Raw genomic sequence first — 25525 nt, forward strand, 5'->3', positions numbered from 1 at the left:
CGCGGGCGGCCCGGAACGCGGCCAGCGCGGCCTCCTCGCCGGCCAGCTCACCCGGTCGGGCCGGGGCGGCCGCGGCGGAGAGCAACCGGGCGAGCGGGTCACCCGCGGACGGCGGGCCGCCGGCCCGGGCCGCGTCGAGCAGCCGCTCGGCCTCGGCCCGGTCGGCCGGCCGCTCTGAGCCGTCGGAGCGGCGGAAGTCCATCCAGTTTCCCCTCACGTCATCCGTCCGCCGGCTCGGCACGGGACGTGCTCGGCGCCTGCCGGCCCCGCCGGCGGCGAGGCGGGCCGGTCCGCTCGTCGCCGGACGGCACGGGCAGCTCGTGCCGGTCCAGCAACGCGGCGAGCCGGCGCAGGCCACGGTGCGCGGCGGTGCGGACGGCACCCGGGCGTCGCCCGAGCACCCGGCCCGCGGTCTCGGCGTCCAGCCCGATCACCGCCCGCAGCAGCACCGCCTCGGCCTCCCGCGGTGGCAGCGTCGCGATCAGCGCCAGCGCGGCCTCCGTCCCGATCGTCTCACCGGCCCGTTCCGCCGTGTCGGCGTCCCCCGCCAGTTCGCTCAACGCCTGCACCGGCACCGGCAGGGAGGGGCGGCGACGCTGGCGGCGCAGGTGGTCCATGGCCCGGTTCCGGGCGATGGTCACCGTCCAGGCCCGGAACTCGCCGCCGGTGAAGGTGGGCAGGTCCCGGGAGATCTGCAACCAGGTCTCCGAGGCGACGTCCTCGGCGTCCGCGCCGACGAGGGCGGTGAGATACCGCAACAGGCCGGGCTGAAGGCTGCGGTAGAGGCAGCGGAAGGCCTCCTCGTCCCCGGCCTGCGCCGCGACGACCGCCTCGGTCAGCTCACCGGTCATGCGTCCGCCGTTCCTGCCGTCCCGCCCGACCCGTCGCCGGCTGGACGTGGGTGACGCACCTCCGGTCCGGCAGCCGGACCCCATCGCGCACCATCAGCCCCCCGCTGACCCCATCGCGCCCCTGCCGACTGGCCCGGGCGGCATGTCTGACACACGCCGCGACAATACGGCGGTCGGCGCGGATGCCGTACCGGCACCGTGGGCTGGCCTGAGTCGCGCTAACAGTAGGAGCGGACCGGCGGGTGGACAAGCCGCCGCCGGTCGGGGAAAGAGTGAGAAACATCTACCCGAACATGCGGCGAGTCCGCGTGACGAAAATCGGTCACCGGACGCTGCGGGCCAGGTCGCCACCGCGCGCGCGTCCCGAGTCGGCCGGTTTGCCCAGCTTACGGCGTCTGCCAACCGCCACTGTGACAACCGATCCGGACCCCGTCACCCCCCGTCCACCCGGCCGCCGGTGCGGCGGGACCGGCGCCACACCGCCGCGAGGACGACGGTGGAGACAGCCATGAGTGCGCGTCGCCGCCTCTGGGTACGGTATCCGGGTGTTGTCATCGGAGGTCGTGCTCAGCGGTCGCTACCGCTTGGACGAACGTGTCGCCACCGGCGGCATGGGCGACGTCTGGCGTGCCACGGACCTGGTCCTGGGCCGCCAGGTCGCGGTGAAGGTGCTGCTGCCTGCGCTGGTCTCCGATCCCGACTTCATCGCCCGGTTCCGCGCCGAGGCCCGGATCATGGCCGCCCTGCGTCACCCGGGCATCGTGCAGGTCTTCGACTGCGGCCAGGACCGGCTCGACGACGGCGGGCGGGCCGACTACCTGGTCATGGAGTTCGTCGAGGGCGAGCCGCTGTCCCGGCGGATCGAGGCCGCCGGCCACCTGGACGCGGCCGAGACGATGTCGGTCGTCGCGCAGGCCGCCCAGGCGCTGCACGCCGCGCACGCCGGCGGGATCGTGCACCGCGACGTCAAGCCGAGCAACCTGCTGGTGCAGGAGGACGGCACGGTGGTCCTGGTCGACTTCGGCGTCGCCCGGTCGACCAACGTGACCAGCATCACCAGCACCAACGCCGTGCCGGGAACGGCGCTCTACATGGCGCCGGAGCAGGCCTCCGGCCGGCCCGTCTCCCCCGCCACCGACATCTACGCGCTCGGGGCGGTCGCGTACTGCTGCCTCACCGGCGGCCCGCCGTTCACCGGCGACAATCCGCTCCAGGTCGCCGTGCGGCACCTCGACGACGAGCCGCCGGCGCTGCCGGACGACATCCCGGCGCCGGTCCACGCGCTGGTGTCGCGGGCGTTGACCAAGGACCCGGCCGACCGGTTCGCCACCGGCGCGGAGATGGCCGCGGCGGCCCGGGCCGCCCTGAGCGACGGCGCCGCAACGACTGCCTTCGTTCCCCCGGCACTGCGTGGCGCGGCCGGCCCCACCCCCACCACGCGGGACGACCTCCCGGTGCTGCCGCCGGCCGCCACGGTGGCGCCGAGGCAGGGCCGGGGTCGGCGCGGCTCGCTGGTCGGCGCGCTGGCGGCGGTCCTGGTGGCGCTCACCGCCCTGGGCGCGGCGCTCGGCGCGGCCAGGGAGACCGGCGACGGGGCCACCAACATCAAGAGCACGGTGCCCGCCACCGTGCCCAGCGGCCAGGAAGAGCTGCCGGAAGCCCCCGAGCAGACCGGCCTCGACCAGACGAGCCGACCGGACCGCACCAGGAACCCGAACGCCCGGCGCTCGGCCACCGTGAGCCCCACGCCGGCACCGAGCGCGACGCAGTCCGTGCCCACCACACCCTCGAGCACGCCGACGGACCCGCCGACCGCCACCACCTCGCCGGAGGAAACGACCAGCCCCCCCGGGCCGGCCAGCCCGCCGCCCGACACCTCGGCGTCGCCGGCGCAGGACAGGCTGGCGGCCGACACAGCGGACCGGTAGCCACAAAACGGACTTTCCGCGGTGATCGTGGTGACCGACCACGACAGCTCCGACCACGACCTGGTGACCCGACCCGCCCGGTACGTCTTCGACACCCGTGACCGCTGCCGGGGCGGCCGTGGAGCGGCTCTGACGCGTACGGGTGCGGCCGGTCCCGCCCGGGACCGGCCGCCGCCGGGTCACTCCGCGCCCAACGCCTCCACCACCGGCCGGCCCAACGCCCGGCGGGCCGGCAGCACGGAGGCGAGCAGGGCGGCCAGCACCGCCACCGCGAGGATCAACGTGAGCCGTCCCCAGGGCAGCACCAGGGTGAAGTCGCCACCGATCTTCGCCACGAAAGCCATCGCCCCGGCGCTGACCCCGGTGCCGAGGGCCATCCCGAGCACCGCCCCGACCAGCGCCATCAGCACCGCCTCGACGGCCAGCATCGCCCGCATCCGGCCCCGGGTGAGGCCGACCGCCCGCAGCACCGCGTTCTCCCGGGTCCGCTCCACCACTGACAGACTCAGCGTGTTCGCCACGCCGACCAGGGCGATCACCACCGCCAGGCCGAGCAGCGCGGTGACGAAGGCCAGCAGCATGTCGACCGTGCCGGTGAGCATCTTCTTGTAGGCGGCCTGGTCCATCAGGTTGACCGTCGGGTACCGCGCGACGACCGTCTCGATCGCCGCCCGGGCCTGCCCGGCGGAGACCCCGTCGGCGGGGTCCACCTCGGCCAGGAAGCCGCGCTCGGTCGGGAAGAGCCGGACGAAGTCGGTGTCGACCATGTCGACCACGTGCCCCTCGGGCACCCGGGCGCCGGCCGGCGCGGCCTCGTCGGCGGTCACCACCGCGGCCACCCGGAAGGACCGGCCGGCGAGCGTCACCGGGGAGCCGACGCTCCAGCCGCGCGCCTCGGCGAGCTGCCGGTGCACCAGCACCGCGCCCGGGCCCAGGCCGCGGCTGTCACCCGCCACGGTGCCGGTCAGGGTACGGGCGACCAGCGCCGGATGCGCGGCGCGGACCTCCAGCCCGTCGACGACCCGGCTGCGCTGCTCGTGCACCACCCCCAGCTCCGGCCGCGCGGCCAACTCACCGGCGAGCGGCGCCGGCAGGTCGCCCCCGATGCCGGTGACCAGGTAGTCGACGCCGATCTGGGCGTCGACGGCGCGTTCGATGCCCACCTTCACGCTCCCGGCGCCGACCACGAACGCCGAGACCAGGCCGATCCCGATCACCAGCGCGGTGGCGGTGGCCGAGACCCGGCGGGGATTGCGTACGGCGTTGGCCACGGCCAGCCCGGCGGTGGCGCCGAAGAGCAGCCGGGCCGGTGCCCCGAGCAGCCGGACCAGGGCGGGCACCAGCACCGGGCCGTAGAGCACGATGCCGGAGAAGGTCAGCACCCCGCCGAGGGCGACCAGCACGATCTGGCCGACGCCGGCGGCCACCGCGAGCGCGGCGACCCCGGCGGCGAAGACGAGTGCGCCGACCACCAGCCGGACCCGGCCGGCCCGGCGGGTCACCTGCACGGCCGCGTCGGTCAGCGCGGCCACCGGGGCGACCCGGGTGCCCTGCCAGGCCGGCACGAAGGCGGCGGCCACGGTGATCACGGTGCCCACCGCCACGGCGAGCAGCACGGTCGACCCGGTCAGCGTGACCCCGCCGGAGACCGGCAGCTCCAGGGCGGACAGTGCCGCCGCCAGGCCCGCGGCCAGGCCGGCTCCGGCCAGCACCCCGAGCGCCGAGGCGGCCAGGCCGAGCACCGCCGACTCCAGCAGGGTGGCCCGGAACACCTGCCCCCGGGTGGCGCCGACCAGCCGGAGCAGGGCGGTACGCCGGGTCCGCTGGGCGAGCACGATGGCGAAGGTGTTGGCGATGACGAAGCCGGCCACCACCACCGCGACCCCGGCGAAGGTCAGCAGGACCATCCCGAACTGCTCCAGGTCGCGGACCGCGTCGTCCACCGCGTCGTCGAGGATCTGCTGGCGGTTCTTCACGGTCGTCCCGCCGCCGGCCGCACCGGCCAGCCGCTCGGCCACCGCCTCCCGGGACGTCCCCCGGGCGACGGCCACCATGATCCGGCCGTACCCCCGCTCCCCGGTCACCGCCAGGGCGTCCGCGCCGACCAGGCCGATGAAGGGACCGCCGACGTCGCGGGAGGTGCCGGCCACGTCGACGGCGCCGACCAGGGTGTACGCCCGGGCCGCCCCGGTGGCCCCACCGACGCGGACCGGCGCACCGAGGGCGAAGCCCTCCTCCCGCACGGTGGGCGCGTCGAGGACGACCTCGCCGGGGCGGTCCGGCAGCCGGCCGGCGGCGAGGTCGTACGAGCGCAGGGCCGGGTCGGTGGGGATCGAGGCGAGCACCGCGTAGCCGAGCACCGGCCGGCCGTCGGAGCCGACCACCCCGCCGGAGCCGGTCAACTCCCCCTCGGCGGCGGTCACCCCGTCGACCGCGCGCACCCGGTCGACCAGGGCGGGTGGGAGCGGGTCCGCCCCGGCGTACACGCCGAGGTCGGTGTGCCGGTCGAAGGCTCCGGCCCGGTCGTACGCGCCGGCCCGCATGCCGTCGGTGACCATCAGGGTGCCGGCGACGAAGGCCACGCCGAGCACGATCGCCAGGGAGGAGAGCAGCAGCCGCACCGCGTCGGCGCGCAACGAGCGCAGGGTCAGCCGGATCATCGCGGTCACCGCCCCCGCGCCGGCGCGGCCGGGTCGAGGCCGGCGAGCGCGTCCAGGATCCGCTCGGCGGTCGGCATGGCGAGTTCGCGGACCAGCCGGCCGTCGGAGAGGAAGACCACCCGGTCGGCGTACGCGGCGGCCACCGGGTCGTGGGTGACCATGACCACGGTCTGGCCGAGGGTGTCGACGGCCTCCCGGAGCAGCCCCAGCACCTCGGCTCCCGAGCGGGAGTCCAGGTTGCCGGTCGGCTCGTCGGCGAAGACCACCCAGGGGCGGGTGACCAGTGCCCGGGCGACAGCGACCCGCTGCTGCTGGCCGCCGGAGAGCTCGGCGGGCCGGTGGCCGAGCCGGTCGGCCAGGCCGACCGCCGCCACCACCTGCCGCTGCCAGGCCGGGTCCGGTCGCCGGCCGGCGATGGCCAGCGGCAGGACGATGTTCTCCTCGGCGGTCAGCGCCGGCAGCAGGTTGAACTTCTGGAAGACGAAGCCGATCCGGTCCCGGCGCAGCAGGGTGAGTTGCTTGTCGTCGAGGCGGGCGGTATCGGTGTCGCCGAGGCGGACGGTGCCCGTGGTGGGGCTGTCGAGGCCGGCCAGGCAGTGCATCAGCGTCGACTTGCCGGAGCCCGACGGGCCCATGATGGCGGTGAACCGGCCGGCGGCGAAGTCGACGTCGACGCCGTCGAGGGCGACGACCCGGGCGGCGCCGCGCCCGTACTCCTTGCGCAGGCCGCGCGCGGTGACCGCGACGCCGGTACGGGCCGGAACGGGTGGTGCGAGGGACATGCGATGGCTCCCCGTGCAGTCGGTGACCAGAACGTCTCCGACGCTATGCAGCCCCACCGCCGGCGGCGTCCACCCGCGCGGTCGAGGTCGGTACGCCCCGGGTCGCCCCCGACGGGGCTGACCCGTACGACCCAGGTCGTACCCGCCGTTCAGCCTCCCGGCGTGACCAGCCCGCTCTCGTAGGCCAGCACCACCGCCTGCACCCGGTCGCGGAGCTGGAGCTTGGCCAGGATCCGCCCGACGTGGGTCTTCACGGTCGCCTCGGCGACGTGCACCCGGCCGGCGATCTCCGCGTTGGACAGCCCCTGTGCGACGAGCAGCAGGATCTCGCGCTCCCGTTCGGTGAGCAGGGCCAGCCGGGGGTCCTCGGTGGGCTCGGGCCCCAACCGGTCGGCGAACCGGTCCAGCAGCCGGCGGGTGATCGACGGCGCGACCACCGAGTCACCGGCGGCGACCACCCGGATCGCGGCGAGCAGTTCCTCCGGGGGCACGTTCTTGAGCAGGAAGCCGCTCGCCCCGGCCTGCAGCGCGGCGAACGCGTCGGCCTCGGTGTCGAAGGTGGTGAGCACCAGCACCCGGGGTGGGCCGGTGGGGCGGTCCCGGCAGATCCGGCGGGTCGCCTCCACGCCGTCCATGGTGGGCATCCGGACGTCCATCACCACCACGTCCGCCTCGGTACGGGCGAGCAGCCGCAGCGCGTCCGCGCCGTCGATCGCCTCGCCGACCACCTCCAGGTCGGGCTGGGAGTCCAGCACCATCCGGAACCCGGCGCGGACCAGCGCCTGGTCGTCCACGATCACCACCCGGACCGTCATGCCGCGGTCACCTCCGTCCCGGGGGTCGACGGTAGCGGCAGTCGCGCCTCGACCCGCCAGCCGCCGGCCAGCCTCGGGCCGGCGACGAGGCTGCCGTCGTACACGCCGACCCGCTCGCGCATGCCGACCAGGCCGTGCCCGCCGGACGGCGCGGGACCGACCGGCGGGCGGCCGTGCCCGTCGTCGACCACCCGGACCACGACGGCGTCGGGGGCGTGTTCGATGGTGACCGTGACGCTCGCGCCGACCCCGGCGTGCTTGAGCGCGTTGGTCAGCGCCTCCTGCACCACCCGGTAGACGGTGAGGTCGAGGCCCGGGGGCAGCGGGGGCGGATCGCCGCTGACCGTATACCGGACGCGCAGCCCGGCGTCGCGGAACCGGTCCAGCAGGGCGGGCAGTTCGGCGACCGTCGCCCGCCTTCGCTCGGAGTCGGCGGCGACCCCGGCGCCGTCCGGCTCACCCGCCGCGCCGGGCGCGGCCGACGGCTCCGGCGCGCTCGGCTCCCGCAGTACGCCCACCAGCCGGCGCATCTCCTCCAGCGCCTGCCGGCCGGTGTCCGCGACCACCTTGACGGCGGTGCGGGCGATCTCCGGGTCGCGGTCGAGCATGTACCGGGCCCCGTCTGCCTGGACGATCATCACGGCCATGCTGTGCGCCACGACGTCGTGCAGCTCCCGGGCGATCCGGGCCCGCTCCCCCGCCACCGCGGCGCGGGCCTCGGCCTCCCGCTCGCGTTCCAGGGTGGCGGCGCGTTCCTCCAGGCTGAGCACATAGAGCCGGCGGGTGCGCACGTTCAGCGCGACCAGCCACACCCCGCCGGTGATCAGCCCGAACCAGATGGCCGAGGCCCACCAGGCGGCGGGGCCGACGGTCTGCGAGGCGGCCAGCAGCACCCCGACCGCCGCGACGATCCCCGCGAGCACGCCGTCGCGGAGCCGGTCGGCGTACTTGACCACGCTGTAGAGGGCGATCAGCACCCCGAGGTCAAAGGCCAGCGGTCCCCAGCCGGCGATCACCTGGACCAGGGCGAGCACCGCCACCACGGCGGCCACCGCCGACGGGTGGAGCCGGCGCCACAGCAGGGCGACCGCCATGGCGCAGCCGACCAGCGTGGCCCGCCAGCCGCCGGGCTGGCTCACCACGCCCGTCAGGGCGAGGAGCACCACCACGCCGGAGACGAGGACGTCGAAGGCGACGGAGCGCAGCGGACGGCCGAAGACGGTGCGGTTCACGGTCACCCAGCGTACGGGTCAGGTCGCCCTCGATGTCGTGCGCCGGCCGGTGGTCGAACTCCGCGCCGGCGAGGTGGCGGCGTCGGGGTCCACCGGCTACTCCGGTCGCGAACCGCATCGGCGGCTCGCGACCGGGGTGGCATGACGACAGCTACCGCGTCCGAGGTACCACCTGTACGTTCTTCGCATCCTGTTCCGAGAACCATGCCTCCAGTTCGGCGGCGTGGAGCAACAGGGTTGCGCCCTGATCGACGAAGACCGGGCCGACAACCGTCCCCTTCGCGCCCTCGAGCTGGCAGCCGAACATTCTCGCACCGCTCAGCACCGCGGGCATGTCCGTGCCGCCCAGAGCGCACCACCGCAGGCTCGAGAACTCAAGATTGGCGTCGCGTAGATCGGTTTTGTAGAGCTTGGCCGAGTTGAGGATCGCGTGGCTGAGATCGACCCCCTCCAGGACGGCTTCGTCGAACTCCACCGAAAACAGCCGCGCCCCGCGGAACCGCGCGTTCCTGGCCGAGCAGCCCACCATTTCAGCCTTGGCCAGGTCGGAAAAGGAGAAGTCGGCGCCCTGAAGCTCGGAATTGTTCAGGTTCGCGCCGCCGAGGTTGGCGTCCTCGAATCGAACACCGACCAGGCAGGAATTGGCCAGGTAGGCGCCCGTCAGGTCAAGGTTGCTGAGATCCGCACCACGAAAATCGAGAAAGTCGCCCGACAGGTACGACGCAGTGTCCGAAGAAGCGGCGGCGAACCACTCCTCAAGTGCCTCCCGGGCGTCGGGACTGTCCGGCCAGCGGACCACGTCAGCGCCGCTCCGCTTGTACCTGCTCATTTGTCAAACACCACCTTGCCATCCCAGTCCGTTCGACCGGCGACCCGCCTCTTGAGATCGGCCACGGCACTCGGCGACATATTCTTGGTGTCAATGGGATCGGTCAGGCGGGCGGCCGGACCAGCTCGCGCATCCGGCCGATCTCGACGGACTGCTCGGTGGCCACCGAGTTGGCGAACTCGTTGAGCTGCTGGTCGGCGCCGACCGAGAGCAGGTCGGTGGCCATCGTGACCGCGCCCTGGTGGTGCGCGGTCATCATCTGCACGAAGAGCCGGTCGAACTCGGCGCCCCGGGCGTCGGCCAGCCGGCGGATCGCCTCGGGCGACTGCATGCCGCGCATGGCGCCGTGGTCGTGGCCGGGCACCTCGGTCGGCAGGCCGCGGGCGCTCAGCCAGCCGCGCATCATGCCGATCTCCGGCCCCTGCGCGCCGCGAATCCGGTCGGCCACCGCCTTGACCTGCGGGCTGCCGGCCCGGCCCTCGGCGAGCTCCGCCATCTCCAGGGCCTGCTGGTGGTGCGGGATCATCATCCGGACGAACCAGACGTCGAGCGAGTTGTAGCGGGGCGAGGCGGTGTCGCGCACCTCCCCGGCGGGGCGGGCGACGGCCGACTCGCCGGGGCGGCCGGGGACGATGACGGCGGGGCCGTCCGCCGCCGGCGGGGCCGGTGACGCGGTGCCGGTCGAGCCGACGGCCATCGGGGCGGGACGGTCGGCGGGCCGCAGCGCGAGCGCCAGCACCACCAGCACCGCGGCCGCGAGTGTGACGACGAGCAGGGTCCGTCCACGTCGGGCGGTCATGCGGCTCCCCCTCCGGTCGAGGTCGCAGCGATCGTATCCACTGACCGGAGGGCTTTAATGTGACCCAGCTCACATTGATGACCTTCGCGAGACGGTAAGGTGTCCACAATCATCAACCCCTGTCGAAGGGCCCTGCCGATGATCAGATTCCACCTCCCCCGACGACGTCAACTGAGGATCGTGAGCCTGGCCGCGGCCGGCCTCCTGGTCGCCAGCGTCGCCACCGCCCCGGCCGGCAACGCCGCCGTGACGCCCGACGCGGAGGCGGTCGCCACGGCCACCACCGCACAGGCCGCCACGGCCACGACCGCCAGCCTCGGTGTCGACGAGATCTCCAGCAGCCCCAACCTGCGCCAGATCGCCAACGTGCCGAAGCAGGCGCCGTTCGACACCCTGGCCGCACTCAACAGCGACATGGCCTTCCAGGGCCGCTACGCCTTCGCCGGCAACTACAACGGGTTCGTCATCTACGACATCAGCAAGCCGAGCGCGCCGACGATCGTGTCGCAGGTGCTCTGCCCCGGCTCGCAGAACGACATCTCCGTCTACGGTGACCTGCTCTTCCTCTCCACCGACTCACCGCGTAACGGCGACTCCTGCAACAGTCAGGGCGTGCCGACCACCGAGACGATCTGGGAGGGCATCAAGGTCTTCGACATCAGCGACAAGGCCAACCCGCGCTACATCAAGTCCGTCAAGACGGCCTGCGGCTCGCACACCCACACACTGGTGCCGGCCAAGGACCGCCGCTCGGTCTACCTGTACGTCTCCTCGTACGGACCGCGGGACACCTACGTGGGCTGCCCGCCACCGCACGACTCCATCTCCATCATCAAGGTTCCGGTGAAGAAGCCCACCGAGGCGGCCGTGGTGGCCACCCCGAACCTCTTCCCGGACGGAGGCTACGAGGGCATTCCGGGCCAGAAGTCGGCGACCAGCGGCTGCCACGACATCACCGCGTACCCGTCGAAGGACCTCGCGGCCGGCGCCTGCATGGGCGACGGCATCCTGATGGACATCAGCGACCGCGAGGCGCCCCGCGTGATCAACCAGGTGCGCGACACGGAGAACTTCGCCTTCTGGCACTCGGCGACGTTCAACAACACCGGCACCAAGGTCGTCTTCACCGACGAGCTGGGCGGCGGCGGCGCGGCCACCTGCAACGAGGTCACCGGGCCGAACCGCGGCGCGGACGCCATCTACGACATCACCGGTCGCGGTGACGCCCGGACGATGGTCTTCCGCAGCTACTACAAGATCCCGCGGGTCAACGCGGACACCGAGAACTGCGTGGCGCACAACGGCTCGCTGATCCCGGTGGTCGGCCGCGACATCATGGTCCAGGCGTGGTACCAGGGCGGCGTCTCGGTCTGGGACTTCACCGACTCGGCCAAGCCGAAGGAGATCGGGTTCTGGGAGCGCGGCCCGCTGTCGGACACCCAGCTCATCACCGGTGGCGCCTGGTCGACGTACTACTACAACGGGCACATCTACTCCAACGACATCCAGAAGGGCCTGGACGTGTTGGAGCTGAACGACTGGCGGACCTGGTCCGCCGACCTGGTCAAGTTCCGCGAGCTCAACGTGCAGACCCAGGCCGGCTACCCCAGCTGGTAGGGCGAGCGCCCAAAGGGCCCGGTCCCCGTCGGGTGGCCGGGCCCTTTCGCGTACGCCGGTCAGCTCATCGGCAGTCGGTAGCGCCGCTCCCCGCCGGTCGCGGTGACCAGGTGCACCTCGCCGCTGCGCAGCCCGTACGTCACCGACCAGCGGGTGTGGCCCTGCCGCACCTCGTCGAGGATGCGCAGCGCCGCCGGTGCGTCCACCCGGGCGCCGGCCCGCTCCAACGCGGCCGCGATGACGCCGTACCGGCGGTCGTCGCGCCGCTTCTTCTCGGACACCCCGACCACGGGCACGTTGGTCAGTGCCTGCCAGCGGCCCTCGCCGCGCTGGATCCGCATCGTCCCGTCCACGAACTCCACCACCGCCGAGCGGCCGCCCGCGTCCGCGAGCAGGTAGTGCAGCGGCGGCCCGCCGTCGAAGTCCAGGTTGTAGCGGCCGAAGACGGCCACCGCCTCGTCCACCGTGGCCGCCCGGTCGAGCACCAGCCGCAGGATGCGCACCGAGCCGACGGTGGGGCGGCCCGGCACCGGCTTCACGGTCGCCCCGTCGTCGGCGGCCAGCCCGACCGCGAGCCCACGCTCGTTCATCCCGTCGAAGGGCAGCAGCGGCGCGTCCAGCAGCCGCCGATCCCCCGTCGGGTCCGGCCCGATCCCGAGGTACGACAGGTCCACCAGGGACACCGACGCGTAGCCGTCCGGCGGATCGGTGCGCAGCACCATCGCCGGGTTGGCCTCCCAGTCGAAGTTGCGGGCGAACAGTGGCCGGGCCGGGTCGCCGCTGGCGGCGAACAGCGAGCAGCCGAACGAACTCGCCTCCGGCTTCGCGTCCGTGCCGACCGTCGCGTCGTACCGGCCGACGTAGGTCATCTCGTACAGCGGCAGTTTGTCGACCCGGCGCACGCTGGCCAGGGTCCGCCCGATCTCGTCGGCGTCCTGCCGGGAGGCGATCGGGACCCCGGCGCCGGCCGGCGCGGGCGGCGCGTCGTCGGTGCCGGCACAGCCGGTGGTGGCGAGCAACAGGGCCAGTCCGGCGCCCAGGAAAATCCTCCGCATAGCTCCGGAACGTATGGGAGGGACCGGGGCTTGTCCACCGTCCGGCGACGACACCGGTTTTCCGATTCGCGCCAGGGCAGCAGGACTCTCGGCTCCTACAACACCAGGCACAGCGCGGTCGAGGAGGGTCGCAAGGTGGCGCACGCCACCGAGCTCCGGTCGGTCGTGCCTCAGCCGGCCGGCATCCGGGCCAGCTGCGCGGCGATCGCCGCGTCGGTGAGCTCCGGGCGGCCCCCGGGACGGCCCACGGTCGCCCCCGCCGCGGCCACCGCCCGCCGAGCGGTGCGCTCACGCGGTACGCCCCGCAGCAGCCCGGCGGTGAGCGCGGCGACGAAGGCGTCCCCGGCGCCCGTGGTGTCGACCGTCGGGGTGTCGCTCAGCGGCACGAAGAGGTCACCGTCGGGCCAGGCGAAGGCGTTGCCCACCCCGTCCACCGCGAGGGCCACCAGGGACGGGCCGCGCCCGAGCAGCTCACGGGCGGCGCGCAGGCCACGGGCGGGGTCCGCGGGCGCGGCAGCCCTCCGCGTCGACCAGGTCGACGATCAACCCGGTCGCGGTGCCCGGCCGGCGCCGTACCGCCCGCACGTTGATGCCGTCGGCGCGGGCCCGGGCCAGCAGCGCGTCGCCGACCTCGTCGTCGCCGACGACGCCCAGCAGTGCGACGTCGACGCCGAGCTGGGCGAGGCCGACGGCCTGGTTGCCGCCCTTGCCGCCGAGCATCTCCCGCCGGCATCGGACCGGGGCCGTACCGGACGCCGTCGGGACCTCGTCGACCAGCAGGACGAGGTCCCGGGCGATCTGACCCACCACCATCACGTCCGGTTCCGCCATGCCGGCACTACTACCCGCCCGCGCCGCCACCATGTCGGCGCGCTCCGACCCGGCCCGTCGGGACCCTCGCCTCGCTGGCCCGCATCTCGACAGCAGAGCACGTACCGGCCGTCGTCGGAGGTCTACGGCTGCACGGCCCGCTGAGCGCGATGCCACATCTCAGGCCCCCATCTCCGCCTCGTAGGCCGAGCGCAGCCGGGCGCGGGCGCCCGGTGCCAGGCACAGGTGCCAGGTCTGCCCCTCGTCGACCACGTTGAGCTCACCGGCGGCCTGCCGGGCGAGCAGGATCTCGGCCAGCGTGTCCCGGGCGCCGAAGCGCGCGAGCCAGGCCATCTCCACGTCCGCCGCCCAGCCCAGGCAGTGCCCGCTGGGCACCATCGCGGCGTACCCGAGACGGCGCAGCTGATACTGGTGCTCGGCGCTGCGCACCAGGCTGGTCACCCAGAGCGGCGGGGTGCCGGGCGGGGTGGCCCGGTCCAACTCGCGGGCCACGTCGTTGAGCAGCGCCACCACCTCGCGCCGGGTCCACCGGAACTTCAGTCCGGCGGTGCGCGGGGTGGCGTCCGGGCGGAGTCGGCGACCCACCGCCCGTACGCCCCGGCCGAGCACGGTGGCCGGCTGCTCCTGGTAGCGGAAGCCGAGCAGTCCGCGCCGGCGCAGCCACTCCAGGTCGACCAGGTCCGGATGGCTGTGGACCTGGTCGTCGGTGAGGAAGGAGGTGCTGTCGCGCCACCACATCACGTCGATGCGGGAGAGCAGGTAGATCCGGGCCAGCGCGGTGAGGTCGCTCGCCGAGGTCCGCTCGTTGGGCTGGTGGCGGGCCATCTCCAGCAGCAGCGTCTCGCGGGCGCCGACGAACCCCTGCGGGGTCGCGTCGAGCACCGCGGCGATCGCCGGCTCCCGCAGCCGCTGGTCGAGCAGGACCTGCCGGGCCGTGGTGGACGCCGCGTCGGCGAGCGCCCCCACCTCGACCAGCAGCTCGGCGACGGCATGGCGGTACGCGTCGAGGTCCGGCGGGGTGGGTGGGGCCGCCGCTCGCGCCATGGCCGGCGAGGGCGACCGGCGCGCCGGAGCGGGCGAGGGGACGGACGGGCCGGGCTGGTGGCCGGAACTTCGGCTGGGCACGCGCATGGTCGGGTCCTCTCCCGGTACGACACGGTGCGGATGTACCTGAAACACACCGTAAGCGCCCGTAACCGGCAGAGTCTGAGTAATGCTCCTATTACCGCCTAAGGGCGTTGACCGGTCGCTGTCATCCGCTGCACGTCCGCGTACGACGGCAGCGCCGGATCCGGGTCGACCCCCGCGCGCACGGCGTCGGCGGTGCGTACCGCGGCGGCCAGGGCCGCCCGGAACAGCAGCGAGCCGGTGCTGACCCGGGCCACCCCGAGACGACCGAGCGCCGCCAGTGGCGGTCCCCCGGGCCGGGCCAGCACGTTCAGCGGCGCGTCGACCGCGTCGGCGAGCAGCCGGACGGTGGCCGGGTCGTCCACCCCCGGAACGAAGACCCCGTCCGCCCCGGCCCGCCGGTACGCCCGCACCCGTGGTAGCGCCCGCTCCAGCGGATCGGGCAGGCCGAGCCACCAGGCGTCGGTGCGGGCGTTGACGAAGAGCCGCGGCGCCCCGGCCCGGACCGCCTCGATCTTCGCCACCACCAGCGCGGGGTCGGCGAGGGAGCCGTCGGCCCGCCCGTCCTCCAGGTTGATCCCGACCACCCCGAGCGCCGCCAGCTCGGCGGCGTACCCGGCGACGGCCGACGGGTCGTCGCTGAAGCCGGCCTCGACGTCCACGGTGACCAGCACCGGCAGCCGGACCAGCAGCTCGGCGAGGCGAAACGTCTCCTCGGCGGTGGCCGCCACCCCGTCCGGTCGGCCGCCGGCCGCGGCCACGCCGAGGCTGGTGGTGCCCACCGCCGGATGGCCGGCGGCGGCCAGGGCGGCGCCGGAGGCGTGGTCCCAGGCGTTCGGCAGCAGCACCGGCTGGCCGGGGCGGTGCAGGGCGTGGAAGGCGGCGCTGCGGTCGCTCATCGGGGCATCCCCTCAGGTCGGTCGGAACGAGCGGCGGCGCGGCGGGCGGGATCGCGGGTGTCCGGTCGCTCACCCGCCACACAATAGGGGCCGATCGATTCGGCGCCGGCCGAACCGTGCCGGCGGCCCGGCTCAGGCGCGTCCGCCGCCACCGTCGTCGCGGCGGGGCGGCGCGAGGTCGGCGGCCCCGATGCCCAGCACCTCGGCGAGCGCCGCCACGCCGGCCGGGGTGACCCGGATGCTGCGCCCGCTGCCACGCGCCGTCCAGCCCAGCTCGGCGAACCGGCGGCACAGCGCGGCGCCGAGCGCGCCGGCCAGGTGGGGGCGGCGCTCCGTCCAGTCCAGGCAGTCCCGCACCAGGGGCCGCCGGCCGCCGCGCAGCGGCTCTACGCCGATGTCGGCCAGCCAGTCCCGCCCGGCCGGAGTCAGCGCCAGGCCGTCCGCGTTGTCGAGCAGGCCGCGGGTCAGCAGCGCGTCGCGCACCCGCACGCCGAGCCGTCCGGCGAGGTGGTCGTAGCAGGTCCGGGCGTGGGCGACCGCGGCATCGGCGGCGGCCGCGCGCAGCGAGCGGGCCGGGCGCGGCACCGGCGGGACGTGCCCGGCCAGGTCCTCGATCAGCTGCGCCACGGCGGGGCCCGCCAGCCGCAGGTAGCGGTGCCGGCCCTGGCGTTCCTCCACCAGCAGCCCGCCGTGGACCAGCCGGGTGAGGTGTTCACTGGCGGTGGAGGCGGCCACCCCGGCGCAGCGCGCCAACTCGCCCGCCGTCCAGGCCCGCCCGTCGAGCAGGGCCAGGCAGATGGCGGCCCGGGTGTCGTCGGCGAGCAGGGCGGCGAGATCGGCGAGACGGCGGCCGTCGGTGGGCGGTGCGGTCATCCACCGATGGTGCCACGGCGACGGTTCGCCGGACGCCGACGCGTGCCGGACGTCTTTACAACGTTGTATCCATCGTTGTAGAACGGACGGAACGACGCACCGCCCACCATCCACCCCACCCGAGGCAGGTCTGATGGGTCACCTCCGTCGCGGCGGCGCGCTCGCCGCCGTACTCGGTCTGCTCCTGGCGGCGACGGCCGCCGCGCCGGCCATTGCCGGTCCCGACGCCCCCGACCGCTACCGCAACCCGGTCTCCGCCGGGATCGCCGACACCTTCGCCGACCCGGTCGTCGTCCGCGGCGACGACGGGTTCTGGTACGCCTACGGCACCACGGACCCGCTGCGCGAGGGCGAGAAGCAGTTCCACCGGGTGCCCACCGCCCGCTCCGCCGACCTGGTCGACTGGACCTACCTCGGCGACGCCTTCGGCCCCGACCAGCGCCCGCCCTACGCCACGGCCGACGCCGCCTTCTGGGCCCCCGACGTGCGCCGGATCGGCGACCAGTGGGTCATGTACGTGGCCGTCACCGACACCACCGTCTCCCCCGACGGGGGCGACTTCGCCGTCGGTGCGGCGACCGCCCCCACCCCGACCGGCCCGTGGACCTTCGCCGACCAGCCCGTCGTGGCGCCCCGCCCCGGTGGCGGCGGTGGCTGGCTCTGGACCATCGACCCGTCCCAGTTCACCGACGTCGACGGGAAGAGGTACCTCTACTACGGCAGCTACTACGGCGGGATCTCGGTCACCGAACTCTCCGCCGACGGGCTGCGCGCGGTCGGCGCGCCCACCCTGGTCGCCATCGACAACAAGTTCGAGGGCAGCTACGTGCTGCGCCACGACGGCTGGTACTACCTCCTCGCCTCCACCGCCAACTGCTGCGCCGGCCCGGCCACCGGCTACTCGGTACAGGTGGGACGGTCGGCGAGCCCGCGCGGGCCGTTCGTGGACCGCGACGGCATCGCGTTGACCGCTTCCCAGGCGGGCGGCACGCCCGTGCTCACCCAGAACGGCAACCGCTGGATCGGGGCCGGGCACAACGGCTTCCTCACCGATCTGTCCGGGCAGGACTGGATCGTCTACCACGCCATCGACCGGGCCGACCCGTACCTGGACGAGCCGTTCGGCATCAACGAGCGGCCGATGCTGCTCGACCGCCTCGACTGGATCGACGGCTGGCCGCACGTCAACGCCGGCGCCGGCCCGTCCGAGGGCGACCGCCGGGCGCCGGCGACCACCGCCCGCCTCGACGCCCGCTTCGACTCCCCCGGCCTGACCGGCTGGACCGGCACCGGCTCGTGGCGGGTCGCCGACGGCCGCCTCACCGGCGGCGGCGCCGTGACCGGCCGCACGGTGACCGGCGGCGACGTACGCGCCGAGACCGACCTGCGGCTCACCGGAGCGGAGGCGGCCGGCCTGACCCTGGACCGGGTCGAGGTACGCCTCGACGCCGCCGCCGGCCGCCTGGTGGCCCGGGAGGCGGGCGGCCGGACGGCGAGCGCGCCCCTGCCCGCCGGTCTCGACCCCGCCGACCGGCACAACCTGGCCGTCGAGGTGCGCGGCCGCGAGCTCGTCGCCGAGCTGAGCCCGGCCCGGCTCGGCGACCAGCTCGCCGTGGTGTCACTGCCGCTGACCCGGCCGACGGTGGGTCGGCTGACCCTCGTCGCGCGCGGCGGCGAGGCGGAGTTCGACAACGTCAGCGTCGCCCGGCTGCACCGGCCGACCCCACGGGCGGTGCCGGAGCCCCGCGTCGGCGGGCTGTTGCCGGCGTACTCCGACGACTTCACCGACGGCCTCGACCCGGCCTGGCGCTGGGTGCGAAAGGACCCGGCGGCCACCGTTTCCGGCGGGGCGCTGCGCTGGCCGGTGCAGGCCGCGGACCTGACCGGCACCGGCAACAGCGCCGGGGTACTGCTGCGTGACGCGCCCGCCGGCGACTACGTGGTCGAGACGAAGGTGACCCTCGACCTGGGCGAGGAGGCGGTCCGCAACTACCAGCAGGCCGGCCTGGTCGCGTACGTCGACGACGACCGGTTCGCCCGGTTGGCCCAGGTGGCGATCTGGAACACCCGCCAGGTCGAGTACGGCTACGAGCTGCCCTTCGCCGGCCGGCCCGTCTACGGCGGGAACATCGTCGGCACCCCGGCCACCACCACCTGGCTGCGGCTGGCCCACCGGGTCGACCCGGCCACCGGCGAGCACGAGTTCCGGGCCGGGTCCAGCCGGGACGGGACGCACTGGACGTGGGGTGGGGTGTGGACCTTCCCCGCCGACACCACCCCGCGGATCGGCCTGGTCGCGCATGGCGGGGCGCAGCCGCCGGTGACCGCCGTGTTCGACTACGTCCGCTTCCACCGGTGACCGCCGAGGGCCGCCCGCCCGGCCTCGGGCGGGCGGCCCCGGTCCCACCTCAGGGCACGACGCACGCCGTTTCGTCGACGGCCAGGCCGACCGGGGTGGGCGCGTCACCCTCCGAGCGGGCTGACCGTACGGGTGTCGCCGTCGTAGCTGCGGGCCGCCACGAACTCGCCCGTCGGCCGGTGGACGCCGGCCAGCGCCCGGGCCAGCCGCCGGTCGTTGTGCCGGAAGCGCAGCGCGAGGCTCAGGTGCGGGATCCACCGGCCGGGGGCGTGCCACGGGTGCTGCCCGTCGACGCCGGCGAGCACGTCCCAGACGGCGGCGTGCAGGGCGGACAGCTCCGGGCTGGGGCGGACCAGCCAGACCAGCGGGGCGCTGCCGTCGAGCACCTCGACCCGGTCGAGGCGTACCGGCAGGGGCAGCGCGGCGTCGAGGAGGTCGGCGAGGCGGTCGGCGGCACCGGGCGGAAACCCGTCGACCGAGGCCATGGTCAGGTGCGGCCGGTTGGTGGGGTGGGTGTTGCGGGCCAGGCTGGGCAGCCCGGCGGCGGCGAGCCGGTCCCAGGCGGCACGCACCGTCTGCTCCAGCGGCAGGGAGCAGAGCAGTTCGACCGTACGCACGCCCGTGAGGTTAACCGGCGTGTGGCGGCCCCTCCGCTGGGGAACCCGACCGGGATGAGCGTGCTGACCGAGACCGACGAACGACACCTGCGCCGCGCGATCGAGCTGGCCGGTACGGCCCGGGCGGCCGGGGACGGCCCGTTCGGGTCGCTGCTGGTCGCCGCCGACGGGCGGGTGCTGGCCGAAGAGGTCAACACCGAGCGGACCGACGACGACATCACCGCGCACCCGGAGCTGAAGCTGGCCCGCTGGGCGGCCCGGCGGCTCGACGCCGACGAGGCGGGCCGCGCGACGATGTACACCAGCTGCCAGCCGTGCGGAATGTGCGCCACCGCCATCGAGCGCTCCGGCCTGGGCCGGGTGGTCTACGCGCTCAGCGCCGAGCAGTTGGCCGGGCTGCGACCGGCGGGGGCGGCGCCGCCGGTGGCGTACGCCGGACCGGCGCTGTTCGACGAGGCGCGGGTGCCGGTCGAAACGGCCTAGAGCCAACCCGCCTCGCGGGCGATCCGCACCGCCTCGGCCCGGTCGGCCGCGCCGAGCTTCTGCACGCCCGCCGCCAGGTGGTTGCGGACCGTCCCGGCGGCCAGGTGGGTGCGCCGGGCGATGACCGCGACCGGGGCGCCGTACTCGGCCAGCCGCAGTGTCTCCAGCTCGCGGGGGGTCAGCGGGCAGGGCGGGAGGGTCAGCGCGTCGGCGGCCAGCGCCGGGTCGACGTACCGGGAGCCGGCGTGGACCCGGCGGATCACGTCGGCGAGCGCGCCACCGGGAGCGCCCTTGGGCAGGAAGCCGCGGGCCCCGGCGGTGAGCGCCTGCCGCAGGTGGCCGGGGCGGCCGTGGCCGGTGAGGATCACCACCGCGCACGAGGGCAGGGCGCGGCCCAGTTCCGCCGCCAGCTCGATCCCGCCCGGCGGCGGCATCTCCAGGTCGACCACGGCGACGTCCGGCCGGTGGGCCCGCGCCGCGTCGAGCGCGGCACGCCCGTCGCCGGCCTGCGCCACCACCTCGAGGTCGCCCTCCAGGCCGAGCAGGGCGGCGAGGGCCTGCCGGATCAGCTCCTCGTCGTCGGCGAGCAGGACCCGGATCACGGGACCACCGGCACGGTCGCCTCGACGGTGAACACGCCGTCCGCCCGGCGGGTACGCAGGCCGCCGCCGGCCGCCGTCAGCCGCTCGGTCAGGCCGCGCAGCCCGTGGCTGTGCCGGTCCGGTTCGGCGTCGGCGCCGACGCCGAGGCCGTCGTTGCGCATCGTCATCGTGGCCACGCCGCCCTCCCGGGTGATCTCGATCCGACACCAGCCGGCTTGGCTGTGCCGCAGCACGTTCGTGCCCGCCTCGCGCAGCACCGCCGCCAGGTCGGCGGCGACGCCCGCCGGCAGGTCGCCCGGCGGGGGTACGACGTCGCACCGCACCCCGCAGGAGCGCAGGACCTCCGTCACCGCGGCGAGCTGTTCGGCGAGGTCGACCGCCCGGTACCCGTGCACCGCCTCGCGGACCCGGTGCAGCGCCGAGCCGGCGAGCCGCTGCACCTCGGCGGCCTCCCGGCCGGCCCGGCCGGCGTCGACCGGGGCGAGCCGGGCCGCCAGTTCGGCCTTGAGCGCGATCACCGTGAGGTCGTGCCCGAGCAGGTCGTGCACGTCCCGGGCGAAGCGCAGCCGCTCCTCGGCGGCGGCGAGCCGGGCCTGGGCCGCCTGCCCCTGCCGGGCCTCGACGAGCAGGTCCCAGAACCAGACCTGCACCCGGTTGACCGCGGCGGTCCCGCCGCCGACGAGGCCGGTGACGGCCAGGGTGGGGCCGACCGCCCCGCCGGTCCAGGCGGCCACCGCCAGCGCGACCGCCAGGGTCGCCGCGGCGGCGGCCAGCGCGGCGGCGGGCCGCAGCAGCAGCGGGGTCATGCCGATCAGCGAGGCGCCGAGCCAGGCCCAGGTCGGCCAGGTGCCGGCCGCCACCGGGCCGACCAGGGGCACGCTGAGCGCCGCGACGACGGCGAACGCGACCTCGAACCGGCGTCGCCGCCGCTGGGCCAGCCACGGCGTGACCGCCGCGTGGAGCACCGCGGTCTGCGCGAGCGCGAACGCGACGACGCCCACCGCGCCGCACGCCAGCCGGACCGGGTCGGGCTCCCGGGTCAGGCCGATCCCGGGCAGCAGCAGGCTGGCCCAGAGGCTGACGGCCAGCGACCCGAGGGTCACCCTGCGGGCCCGGCGCAGCCGCCGGTCCGTCGCCGCCACGCCGACCGTCATGTCCGCCGATCCTAGGGCCCCGCCGGCCCCGGCCACCCCTGCGGAACGTCACGGTCCGGCCGTGCGCCCCGCACGGTCTTTCCGTGACGGTCGCGCCTGTCGCCCGGGCGCCGGTCGGCGGCAGGGTCGAGGCATGTCCGAGACGCTCGCCGTACCCTCGTCCCCGCCGACCCCCGCGAACCGCCCCGGCCGCCGCCTGCTGCGGCACCTGGCCGAGATGACCGTCGCCATGGTGGTCGGGATGCTGCTGCTCGGTCCGCTCTGGCGCACGGCCGGCGCGGCGCTGGGCTTCTCCGGCATGCTGGCCCGGCCGGAGGTCGCCGCCCTGGTGATGGCGACTGACATGTCGATCGGGATGGCCGCCTGGATGTGGCACCGGGGCCACCCGGCCCGCGCCACCGCCGAGATGGTCGCCGCCATGTACCTGCCGTTCCTGCTGCTGCTCGTCCCCTTCGCCGCCGGGCTCGTCAGCGGGGACGCGCTGACGCTCGGCGGACACCTGCTGATGCTCCCGGCGATGGTCCTGGTGGCGCTGCGGCACCGGCACGGGCACCCGGCGCCGGCGAACCGGCACCCGGTGGCCGCCGCGCTGGCGCGCCGCTGGCCGACCTGGCTGGCCCTGCTGATGACGGTCGACAACTGGGTCTCCCCCACCGTCCCGCCACCGGTGATGCTGCTCGTGCTGCCGGCCGGCTACCTGCTGATCGGCACCGCGCGCCGGCAGTGGCGCACCCCGGGCACGCTGCCGGTGCAGCTGGCCGGACTGGCCGGCTGGACCGCGCTGGCCGGGCTCGCGGCGGTCGCCGACGACGGCCCGGCGCGCTGGTTGGTGGCCGCCGGCTGGCTGGGGCACGCCGGCTGGGACCTCGCGCACCACCGCACCGGCCGGGTGGTGCCGCGCGGGTACGCCGAGTGGTGCGCCGTCCTCGACACCGTCGTCGGGGTCACCGTCGTGCTCACCATCGTCGCCTGAGCGTGGCCCACACGACGGTTGTGCCGGTCGCCGGAGCGGACCGGGACCGGTGATGAAAAGCTTTGGCCATGAGTTCCGCACCCGCACCGACCGACCCCACCACCGACGGCAGCACCGACGAGGCGACCGCCTTCGCGGATCTCGGGCTGCGCACCGAACTGCTCGGCGCGCTCTCGGCCCTCGGCTACGAGGAGCCGACCCCGATCCAGCGGGAGGCGATCCCGCCGCTGCTGGCCGGTCAGGACCTGCTCGGTCAGGCGGCCACCGGTACGGGCAAGACGGCCGCGTTCGCGCTCCCGCTGTTGCAGCGGATGCCGGACGGGCGCGGCGGGGGCGATCCGGTGTCGCTGGTGCTGGTGCCCACCCGGGAACTGGCGGTGCAGGTGTCGGAGGCGTTCCACCGTTACGGCAAGGACCTCGGCACTCGGGTGCTGCCGATCTACGGCGGCCAGCCGATCGGCCGGCAGCTGCGGGCGCTCGACATGGGCGTGGACGTGGTGGTGGCCACCCCCGGCCGGGCCCTGGACCACATCGCCCGGGGCACGCTGCGCCTGGGCGAGCTGGCCACGGTGGTGCTGGACGAGGCGGACGAGATGCTCGACATGGGCTTCGCCGAGGACATCGAGGCGATCCTGGAGCACGCCCCGGCGCAGCGGCAGACGGTGCTCTTCTCGGCCACCATGCCGTCCCGGATCGACGGGATGGCCCGCCAGCACCTGACCGACCCGGTACGCATCCAGATCGGCCGGGAGCAGCCGGTCGCCGGCGAGGCGCCCCGGGTGCGGCAGAGCGCGTACATCGTCGCCCGGGGGCACAAGCCGGCCGCGCTGGGCCGGGTGCTCGACGTCGAGTCGCCCACCGCGGCGATCGTCTTCTGCCGCAGCCGGGAGGAGGTGGACCGGCTCACCGAGACGATGAACGGCCGCGGTTACCGGGCCGAGGCACTGCACGGCGGGATGAGCCAGGAGCAGCGCGACCGGGTGATGGGCCGGCTGCGCGCGGGCACGGCGGACCTGCTGGTCGCCACGGACGTAGCCGCCCGGGGTCTGGACGTGGAGCAGCTCACCCACGTGGTCAACTACGACGTGCCGTCGGCGCCGGAGTCGTACGTGCACCGGATCGGCCGGGTGGGCCGGGCCGGGCGGGAGGGCGTGGCGATCACCCTCGCCGAGCCGCGCGAGCACCGGATGCTCAAGACCATCGAGCGGGTGACCGGTCAGCGGATCGGCATCGACAAGATCCCGACGGTGGCCGACCTGCGGACCCGCCGGCTGGAGCTGACCCAGGCCGCGCTGCGCGAGTCGCTGCTGGAGGACGACCTGGACCCGTTCCGGGTGATCGTGGAGACGCTCAGCGACGAGTTCGACCTGATGGAGGTCGCGCTGGCGGCGGTGAAGCTGGCCCACGAGGCGGCCGGGCCGACCACCGAGGACGAGGAGGAGATCCCCCAGGTCGCGGTGCGGGCCCCCCGGGAGGGCCGGCCGGAGGTCGGGGGTCGGGGTGACCAGCGGCGCGGCGGCGCCCGACCGCGCTCGGGCGGCACCACGCAGGTCTTCATCGGGCTGGGCCGGCGCGCCGGCGTCCGTCCGCAGGACCTGGTGGGGGCGATCACCGGGGAGACGGGGCTGAACGGGCGGGACATCGGCTCGATCGAGATCGCGGACCGGTTCTCGCTGGTGGAGGTGCCGGTCGGGGTCGCCGACGACGTGATCGCGGGGCTGCGCGGCAGCACCATCAAGGGCCGCAAGGCCACCGTACGCCGGGACCGGGACGGCGACGGCGACGGCGAGCGCCGCTTCGACGGCGGTGACCGGCGCGAGCGCCGCGACCGGGACTTCGGCGGCCGGGAGCGCCGCGACCGGCACTGAGGTACGCCGGGGCCCCCGGTCGGTCGGACCGGGGGCCTCGTCGTGTCGCGCCGCGTCGGGCGGGTTCGCCGGTCAGGCGGCGGTGAGCCGCTGGCCGTGGCTGTCGGCGGCGCCCGGCCTCAGCGCTGCCGCGGGGGTGCGGCCAGCCGCTCGGCGTGCTCCTGCTGCACTGCGCGGGCGGTGGCCAGGAAGTCGACGATGGTGGCCAGTTGGGTGCCGTCGTAGCGGCCGAGGGCCCGCAGGCCCGCCTCGCCGATTGGCTGGTAGACCTCCCGTTCGGCGGTGCGGGCCGCCTCGGTGGCCGCCACCAGGACCCGACGCCGGTTTTCCGGGTCCCGGGTACGCGCCACCAGTCCCGCTCGTTCCAGCCGGTCGATGACGGTGGTGGTGGCCGCCGGGCTGAGCCGCAACGCCGTCGTCAGTTCCCCGGCGGTCAGCGGTCCACCCCCGAGGACGATGTCCAGGGCCCGCAGGTCCGTGCGGTTGATGCCGAGCCGGGCCGCCGCCGCCTCGTCGAACGCGTCGAAGCTCTGTTGCAGGAGCCGGATCTGCCGGGCCACCTCGCGCGGCAACTCACTTTTCGACATTCGAATCTTTCTGCTAGCGTTCATTTCGACGATCGAACAGTAGCAGGGGGTTCCCGTGACCGACGACTACCGCACCGAGATCCGGCAGCTCTTCGACCGGCTACTGGCCGCCTGGACGGCGAATGACGCCACCGCCTACGGCGCCTGCTTCACGCCGGACTCGGACTACGTCTCCTACGACGGCACCAGAGCGACCGGCCGCGCGCCCATGCAGGCGGCCCACGACCAGCTCTTCCGGGGCGTGCTCGCCGGCTCGGCGCTGGTCGGCGAGGTGGAGTCGATCCGTCTGGTCACCGCCGACGTGGCGATCGTGCACGGGACCGGATCGGTGCTCATGCCGTGGCGGTCCCGGCTGCCCCGGCGCCGACTGTCCCGACAGACCCTCGTCGCGGTCCGGACCGGCGAGGGGTGGCGGTTCACCGCCCTGCACAACGGCCGGGTCCGCCCGGTGCGGATCCCCGCCCCCGACTCCGCGCCCGCGAGGCTCTCCCGGGCGATGGGGCGATGCGCACGTCGGCTGGGGTTCGGCCGACCCGCACGCTGACCGGCCGCCGCCAGCGCGACGGCCCGGGGACGCGGGCGG

General features: G+C 75.1%; 24 protein-coding genes and 1 pseudogene. 7 read left to right on the plus strand and 18 right to left on the minus strand.

Translation table 11 applies throughout. The features are described 5' to 3' along the window. Nucleotides 1-217, minus strand: a pseudogene (locus AB0I41_RS15075) (hypothetical protein); the annotation flags it as partial. Nucleotide 218: 1 nt separating this feature from the next. Continuing rightward, on the minus strand, nucleotides 219-851 hold the full coding sequence (locus AB0I41_RS15080) for an RNA polymerase sigma factor (protein ID WP_357106870.1): 633 nt from the start codon (nucleotides 849-851) through the stop codon (nucleotides 219-221). Nucleotides 852-1396: 545 nt separating this feature from the next. On the opposite strand from AB0I41_RS15080, the gene AB0I41_RS15085 reads away from it, so the two are divergent. Next, nucleotides 1397-2779, plus strand: coding sequence for a serine/threonine-protein kinase (locus AB0I41_RS15085; protein ID WP_357106873.1), 1383 nt, complete (start codon nucleotides 1397-1399; stop codon nucleotides 2777-2779). A 179-nt stretch (nucleotides 2780-2958) separates the two neighbouring features. Here AB0I41_RS15085 and AB0I41_RS15090 read toward each other — a convergent pair whose 3' ends face one another. The 6 genes from AB0I41_RS15090 to AB0I41_RS15115 form a co-directional block, all read right to left on the minus strand. Beyond that, the gene (locus tag AB0I41_RS15090) at nucleotides 2959-5439 is read right to left on the minus strand and encodes an ABC transporter permease (RefSeq protein ID WP_357106876.1); all 2481 of its coding nucleotides are present in this window, start codon (nucleotides 5437-5439) and stop codon (nucleotides 2959-2961) included. A gap of 5 nt (nucleotides 5440-5444) precedes the next feature. Then, nucleotides 5445-6221, minus strand: a complete 777-nt coding sequence (locus AB0I41_RS15095) for an ABC transporter ATP-binding protein (RefSeq protein ID WP_357106879.1) — start codon at nucleotides 6219-6221, stop codon at nucleotides 5445-5447. 149 nt (nucleotides 6222-6370) lie between these two features. Then, nucleotides 6371-7036, minus strand: a complete 666-nt coding sequence (locus AB0I41_RS15100) for a response regulator transcription factor (protein ID WP_357106882.1) — start codon at nucleotides 7034-7036, stop codon at nucleotides 6371-6373. Next, nucleotides 7033-8274: a histidine kinase gene (locus AB0I41_RS15105; protein ID WP_357106884.1), complete on the minus strand. Its 1242-nt coding sequence runs from the start codon at nucleotides 8272-8274 to the stop codon at nucleotides 7033-7035. The genes AB0I41_RS15100 and AB0I41_RS15105 overlap by 4 nt, the downstream gene beginning before the upstream one ends. A 145-nt stretch (nucleotides 8275-8419) precedes the next feature. Continuing rightward, entirely contained in the window at nucleotides 8420-9097 is a 678-nt protein-coding gene (locus AB0I41_RS15110; protein ID WP_357106887.1) for a pentapeptide repeat-containing protein, read from the minus strand. A 103-nt stretch (nucleotides 9098-9200) separates the two neighbouring features. Next, the gene (locus AB0I41_RS15115) at nucleotides 9201-9896 is read right to left on the minus strand and encodes a DUF305 domain-containing protein (RefSeq protein WP_357106890.1); all 696 of its coding nucleotides are present in this window, start codon (nucleotides 9894-9896) and stop codon (nucleotides 9201-9203) included. 138 nt (nucleotides 9897-10034) lie between these two features. On the opposite strand from AB0I41_RS15115, the gene AB0I41_RS15120 reads away from it, so the two are divergent. Next, nucleotides 10035-11513, plus strand: a complete 1479-nt coding sequence (locus tag AB0I41_RS15120; protein ID WP_357106893.1) for a hypothetical protein — start codon at nucleotides 10035-10037, stop codon at nucleotides 11511-11513. 59 nt (nucleotides 11514-11572) lie between these two features. On the opposite strand, the gene AB0I41_RS15125 is transcribed toward AB0I41_RS15120, so the two are convergent. From AB0I41_RS15125 to AB0I41_RS15150, 6 genes are all read right to left on the minus strand, one after another. Next, nucleotides 11573-12568, minus strand: coding sequence for a linear amide C-N hydrolase (locus AB0I41_RS15125; RefSeq protein WP_357106896.1), 996 nt, complete (start codon nucleotides 12566-12568; stop codon nucleotides 11573-11575). Between the two features lie 170 nt (nucleotides 12569-12738). Further along, nucleotides 12739-13014, minus strand: a complete 276-nt coding sequence (locus AB0I41_RS15130) for a PfkB family carbohydrate kinase (RefSeq protein WP_357106899.1) — start codon at nucleotides 13012-13014, stop codon at nucleotides 12739-12741. Between the two features lie 25 nt (nucleotides 13015-13039). After that, on the minus strand, nucleotides 13040-13399 hold the full coding sequence (locus tag AB0I41_RS15135; RefSeq protein WP_357106901.1) for a PfkB family carbohydrate kinase: 360 nt from the start codon (nucleotides 13397-13399) through the stop codon (nucleotides 13040-13042). Nucleotides 13400-13558: 159 nt separating this feature from the next. After that, on the minus strand, nucleotides 13559-14530 hold the full coding sequence (locus tag AB0I41_RS15140) for a hypothetical protein (protein WP_357106903.1): 972 nt from the start codon (nucleotides 14528-14530) through the stop codon (nucleotides 13559-13561). Between the two features lie 98 nt (nucleotides 14531-14628). Next, a complete protein-coding gene (locus tag AB0I41_RS15145) occupies nucleotides 14629-15426 on the minus strand; it encodes an isocitrate lyase/phosphoenolpyruvate mutase family protein (RefSeq protein WP_357106905.1) in 798 nt (265 codons plus the stop codon). A gap of 132 nt (nucleotides 15427-15558) precedes the next feature. Beyond that, nucleotides 15559-16299: a winged helix-turn-helix domain-containing protein gene (locus tag AB0I41_RS15150; protein WP_357106908.1), complete on the minus strand. Its 741-nt coding sequence runs from the start codon at nucleotides 16297-16299 to the stop codon at nucleotides 15559-15561. A 133-nt stretch (nucleotides 16300-16432) separates the two neighbouring features. On the opposite strand from AB0I41_RS15150, the gene AB0I41_RS15155 reads away from it, so the two are divergent. Continuing rightward, entirely contained in the window at nucleotides 16433-18658 is a 2226-nt protein-coding gene (locus AB0I41_RS15155; protein WP_357106910.1) for a family 43 glycosylhydrolase, read from the plus strand. Between the two features lie 104 nt (nucleotides 18659-18762). Here AB0I41_RS15155 and AB0I41_RS15160 read toward each other — a convergent pair whose 3' ends face one another. Then, the gene (locus AB0I41_RS15160; RefSeq protein WP_357106912.1) at nucleotides 18763-19275 is read right to left on the minus strand and encodes a 2'-5' RNA ligase family protein; all 513 of its coding nucleotides are present in this window, start codon (nucleotides 19273-19275) and stop codon (nucleotides 18763-18765) included. A gap of 54 nt (nucleotides 19276-19329) precedes the next feature. Between AB0I41_RS15160 and AB0I41_RS15165 the strand changes: the two genes are divergently transcribed. Beyond that, nucleotides 19330-19758, plus strand: a complete 429-nt coding sequence (locus AB0I41_RS15165; protein WP_357106914.1) for a nucleoside deaminase — start codon at nucleotides 19330-19332, stop codon at nucleotides 19756-19758. On the opposite strand, the gene AB0I41_RS15170 is transcribed toward AB0I41_RS15165, so the two are convergent. Together AB0I41_RS15170 and AB0I41_RS15175 are read right to left on the minus strand one after the other, a co-directional pair. Continuing rightward, nucleotides 19755-20360, minus strand: coding sequence for a response regulator transcription factor (locus tag AB0I41_RS15170; RefSeq protein WP_357106918.1), 606 nt, complete (start codon nucleotides 20358-20360; stop codon nucleotides 19755-19757). The genes AB0I41_RS15165 and AB0I41_RS15170 overlap by 4 nt on opposite strands. Beyond that, the gene (locus AB0I41_RS15175; protein ID WP_357106921.1) at nucleotides 20357-21514 is read right to left on the minus strand and encodes a histidine kinase; all 1158 of its coding nucleotides are present in this window, start codon (nucleotides 21512-21514) and stop codon (nucleotides 20357-20359) included. Before AB0I41_RS15175 ends, AB0I41_RS15170 begins: the two co-directional genes overlap by 4 nt. Before the next feature lie 133 nt (nucleotides 21515-21647). On the opposite strand from AB0I41_RS15175, the gene AB0I41_RS15180 reads away from it, so the two are divergent. Beyond that, a complete protein-coding gene (locus AB0I41_RS15180) occupies nucleotides 21648-22487 on the plus strand; it encodes a hypothetical protein (RefSeq protein WP_357106923.1) in 840 nt (279 codons plus the stop codon). Between the two features lie 68 nt (nucleotides 22488-22555). After that, entirely contained in the window at nucleotides 22556-24355 is a 1800-nt protein-coding gene (locus tag AB0I41_RS15185; protein WP_357106926.1) for a DEAD/DEAH box helicase, read from the plus strand. Nucleotides 24356-24474: 119 nt separating this feature from the next. Here the strand turns inward: AB0I41_RS15185 and AB0I41_RS15190 are convergent, their stop codons facing one another. Next, nucleotides 24475-24942: a MarR family transcriptional regulator gene (locus AB0I41_RS15190; protein ID WP_357106929.1), complete on the minus strand. Its 468-nt coding sequence runs from the start codon at nucleotides 24940-24942 to the stop codon at nucleotides 24475-24477. A 55-nt stretch (nucleotides 24943-24997) separates the two neighbouring features. Here AB0I41_RS15190 and AB0I41_RS15195 point away from each other — a divergent pair, with 55 nt between their 5' ends. Beyond that, nucleotides 24998-25486, plus strand: coding sequence for an SgcJ/EcaC family oxidoreductase (locus tag AB0I41_RS15195; protein WP_357106932.1), 489 nt, complete (start codon nucleotides 24998-25000; stop codon nucleotides 25484-25486). The last annotated feature ends 39 nt before the right edge of the window (nucleotides 25487-25525 follow it).

Source organism: Micromonospora sp. NPDC050200 (genome assembly GCF_040656135.1).
Lineage (GTDB): Bacteria > Actinomycetota > Actinomycetes > Mycobacteriales > Micromonosporaceae > Micromonospora.

Excerpts from the sequence above, each read along its gene's own strand:
- AB0I41_RS15080 (WP_357106870.1), bottom strand. The coding sequence starts at position 851 with ATGACCGGTGAGCTGACCGAGGCGGTCGTCGCGGCGCAGGCCGGGGAC.
- AB0I41_RS15090 (WP_357106876.1), bottom strand. The coding sequence starts at position 5,439 with ATGATCCGGCTGACCCTGCGCTCGTTGCGCGCCGACGCGGTGCGGCTG.
- AB0I41_RS15095 (WP_357106879.1), bottom strand. The coding sequence starts at position 6,221 with ATGTCCCTCGCACCACCCGTTCCGGCCCGTACCGGCGTCGCGGTCACC.
- AB0I41_RS15100 (WP_357106882.1), bottom strand. The coding sequence starts at position 7,036 with ATGACGGTCCGGGTGGTGATCGTGGACGACCAGGCGCTGGTCCGCGCC.
- AB0I41_RS15110 (WP_357106887.1), bottom strand. The coding sequence starts at position 9,097 with ATGAGCAGGTACAAGCGGAGCGGCGCTGACGTGGTCCGCTGGCCGGAC.
- AB0I41_RS15115 (WP_357106890.1), bottom strand. The coding sequence starts at position 9,896 with ATGACCGCCCGACGTGGACGGACCCTGCTCGTCGTCACACTCGCGGCC.
- AB0I41_RS15120 (WP_357106893.1), top strand. The coding sequence starts at position 10,035 with ATGATCAGATTCCACCTCCCCCGACGACGTCAACTGAGGATCGTGAGC.
- AB0I41_RS15125 (WP_357106896.1), bottom strand. The coding sequence starts at position 12,568 with ATGCGGAGGATTTTCCTGGGCGCCGGACTGGCCCTGTTGCTCGCCACC.
- AB0I41_RS15135 (WP_357106901.1), bottom strand. The coding sequence starts at position 13,399 with ATGGCGGAACCGGACGTGATGGTGGTGGGTCAGATCGCCCGGGACCTC.
- AB0I41_RS15140 (WP_357106903.1), bottom strand. The coding sequence starts at position 14,530 with ATGCGCGTGCCCAGCCGAAGTTCCGGCCACCAGCCCGGCCCGTCCGTC.
- AB0I41_RS15145 (WP_357106905.1), bottom strand. The coding sequence starts at position 15,426 with ATGAGCGACCGCAGCGCCGCCTTCCACGCCCTGCACCGCCCCGGCCAG.
- AB0I41_RS15150 (WP_357106908.1), bottom strand. The coding sequence starts at position 16,299 with ATGACCGCACCGCCCACCGACGGCCGCCGTCTCGCCGATCTCGCCGCC.
- AB0I41_RS15155 (WP_357106910.1), top strand. The coding sequence starts at position 16,433 with ATGGGTCACCTCCGTCGCGGCGGCGCGCTCGCCGCCGTACTCGGTCTG.
- AB0I41_RS15165 (WP_357106914.1), top strand. The coding sequence starts at position 19,330 with ATGAGCGTGCTGACCGAGACCGACGAACGACACCTGCGCCGCGCGATC.
- AB0I41_RS15175 (WP_357106921.1), bottom strand. The coding sequence starts at position 21,514 with ATGACGGTCGGCGTGGCGGCGACGGACCGGCGGCTGCGCCGGGCCCGC.
- AB0I41_RS15180 (WP_357106923.1), top strand. The coding sequence starts at position 21,648 with ATGTCCGAGACGCTCGCCGTACCCTCGTCCCCGCCGACCCCCGCGAAC.
- AB0I41_RS15185 (WP_357106926.1), top strand. The coding sequence starts at position 22,556 with ATGAGTTCCGCACCCGCACCGACCGACCCCACCACCGACGGCAGCACC.
- AB0I41_RS15190 (WP_357106929.1), bottom strand. The coding sequence starts at position 24,942 with ATGTCGAAAAGTGAGTTGCCGCGCGAGGTGGCCCGGCAGATCCGGCTC.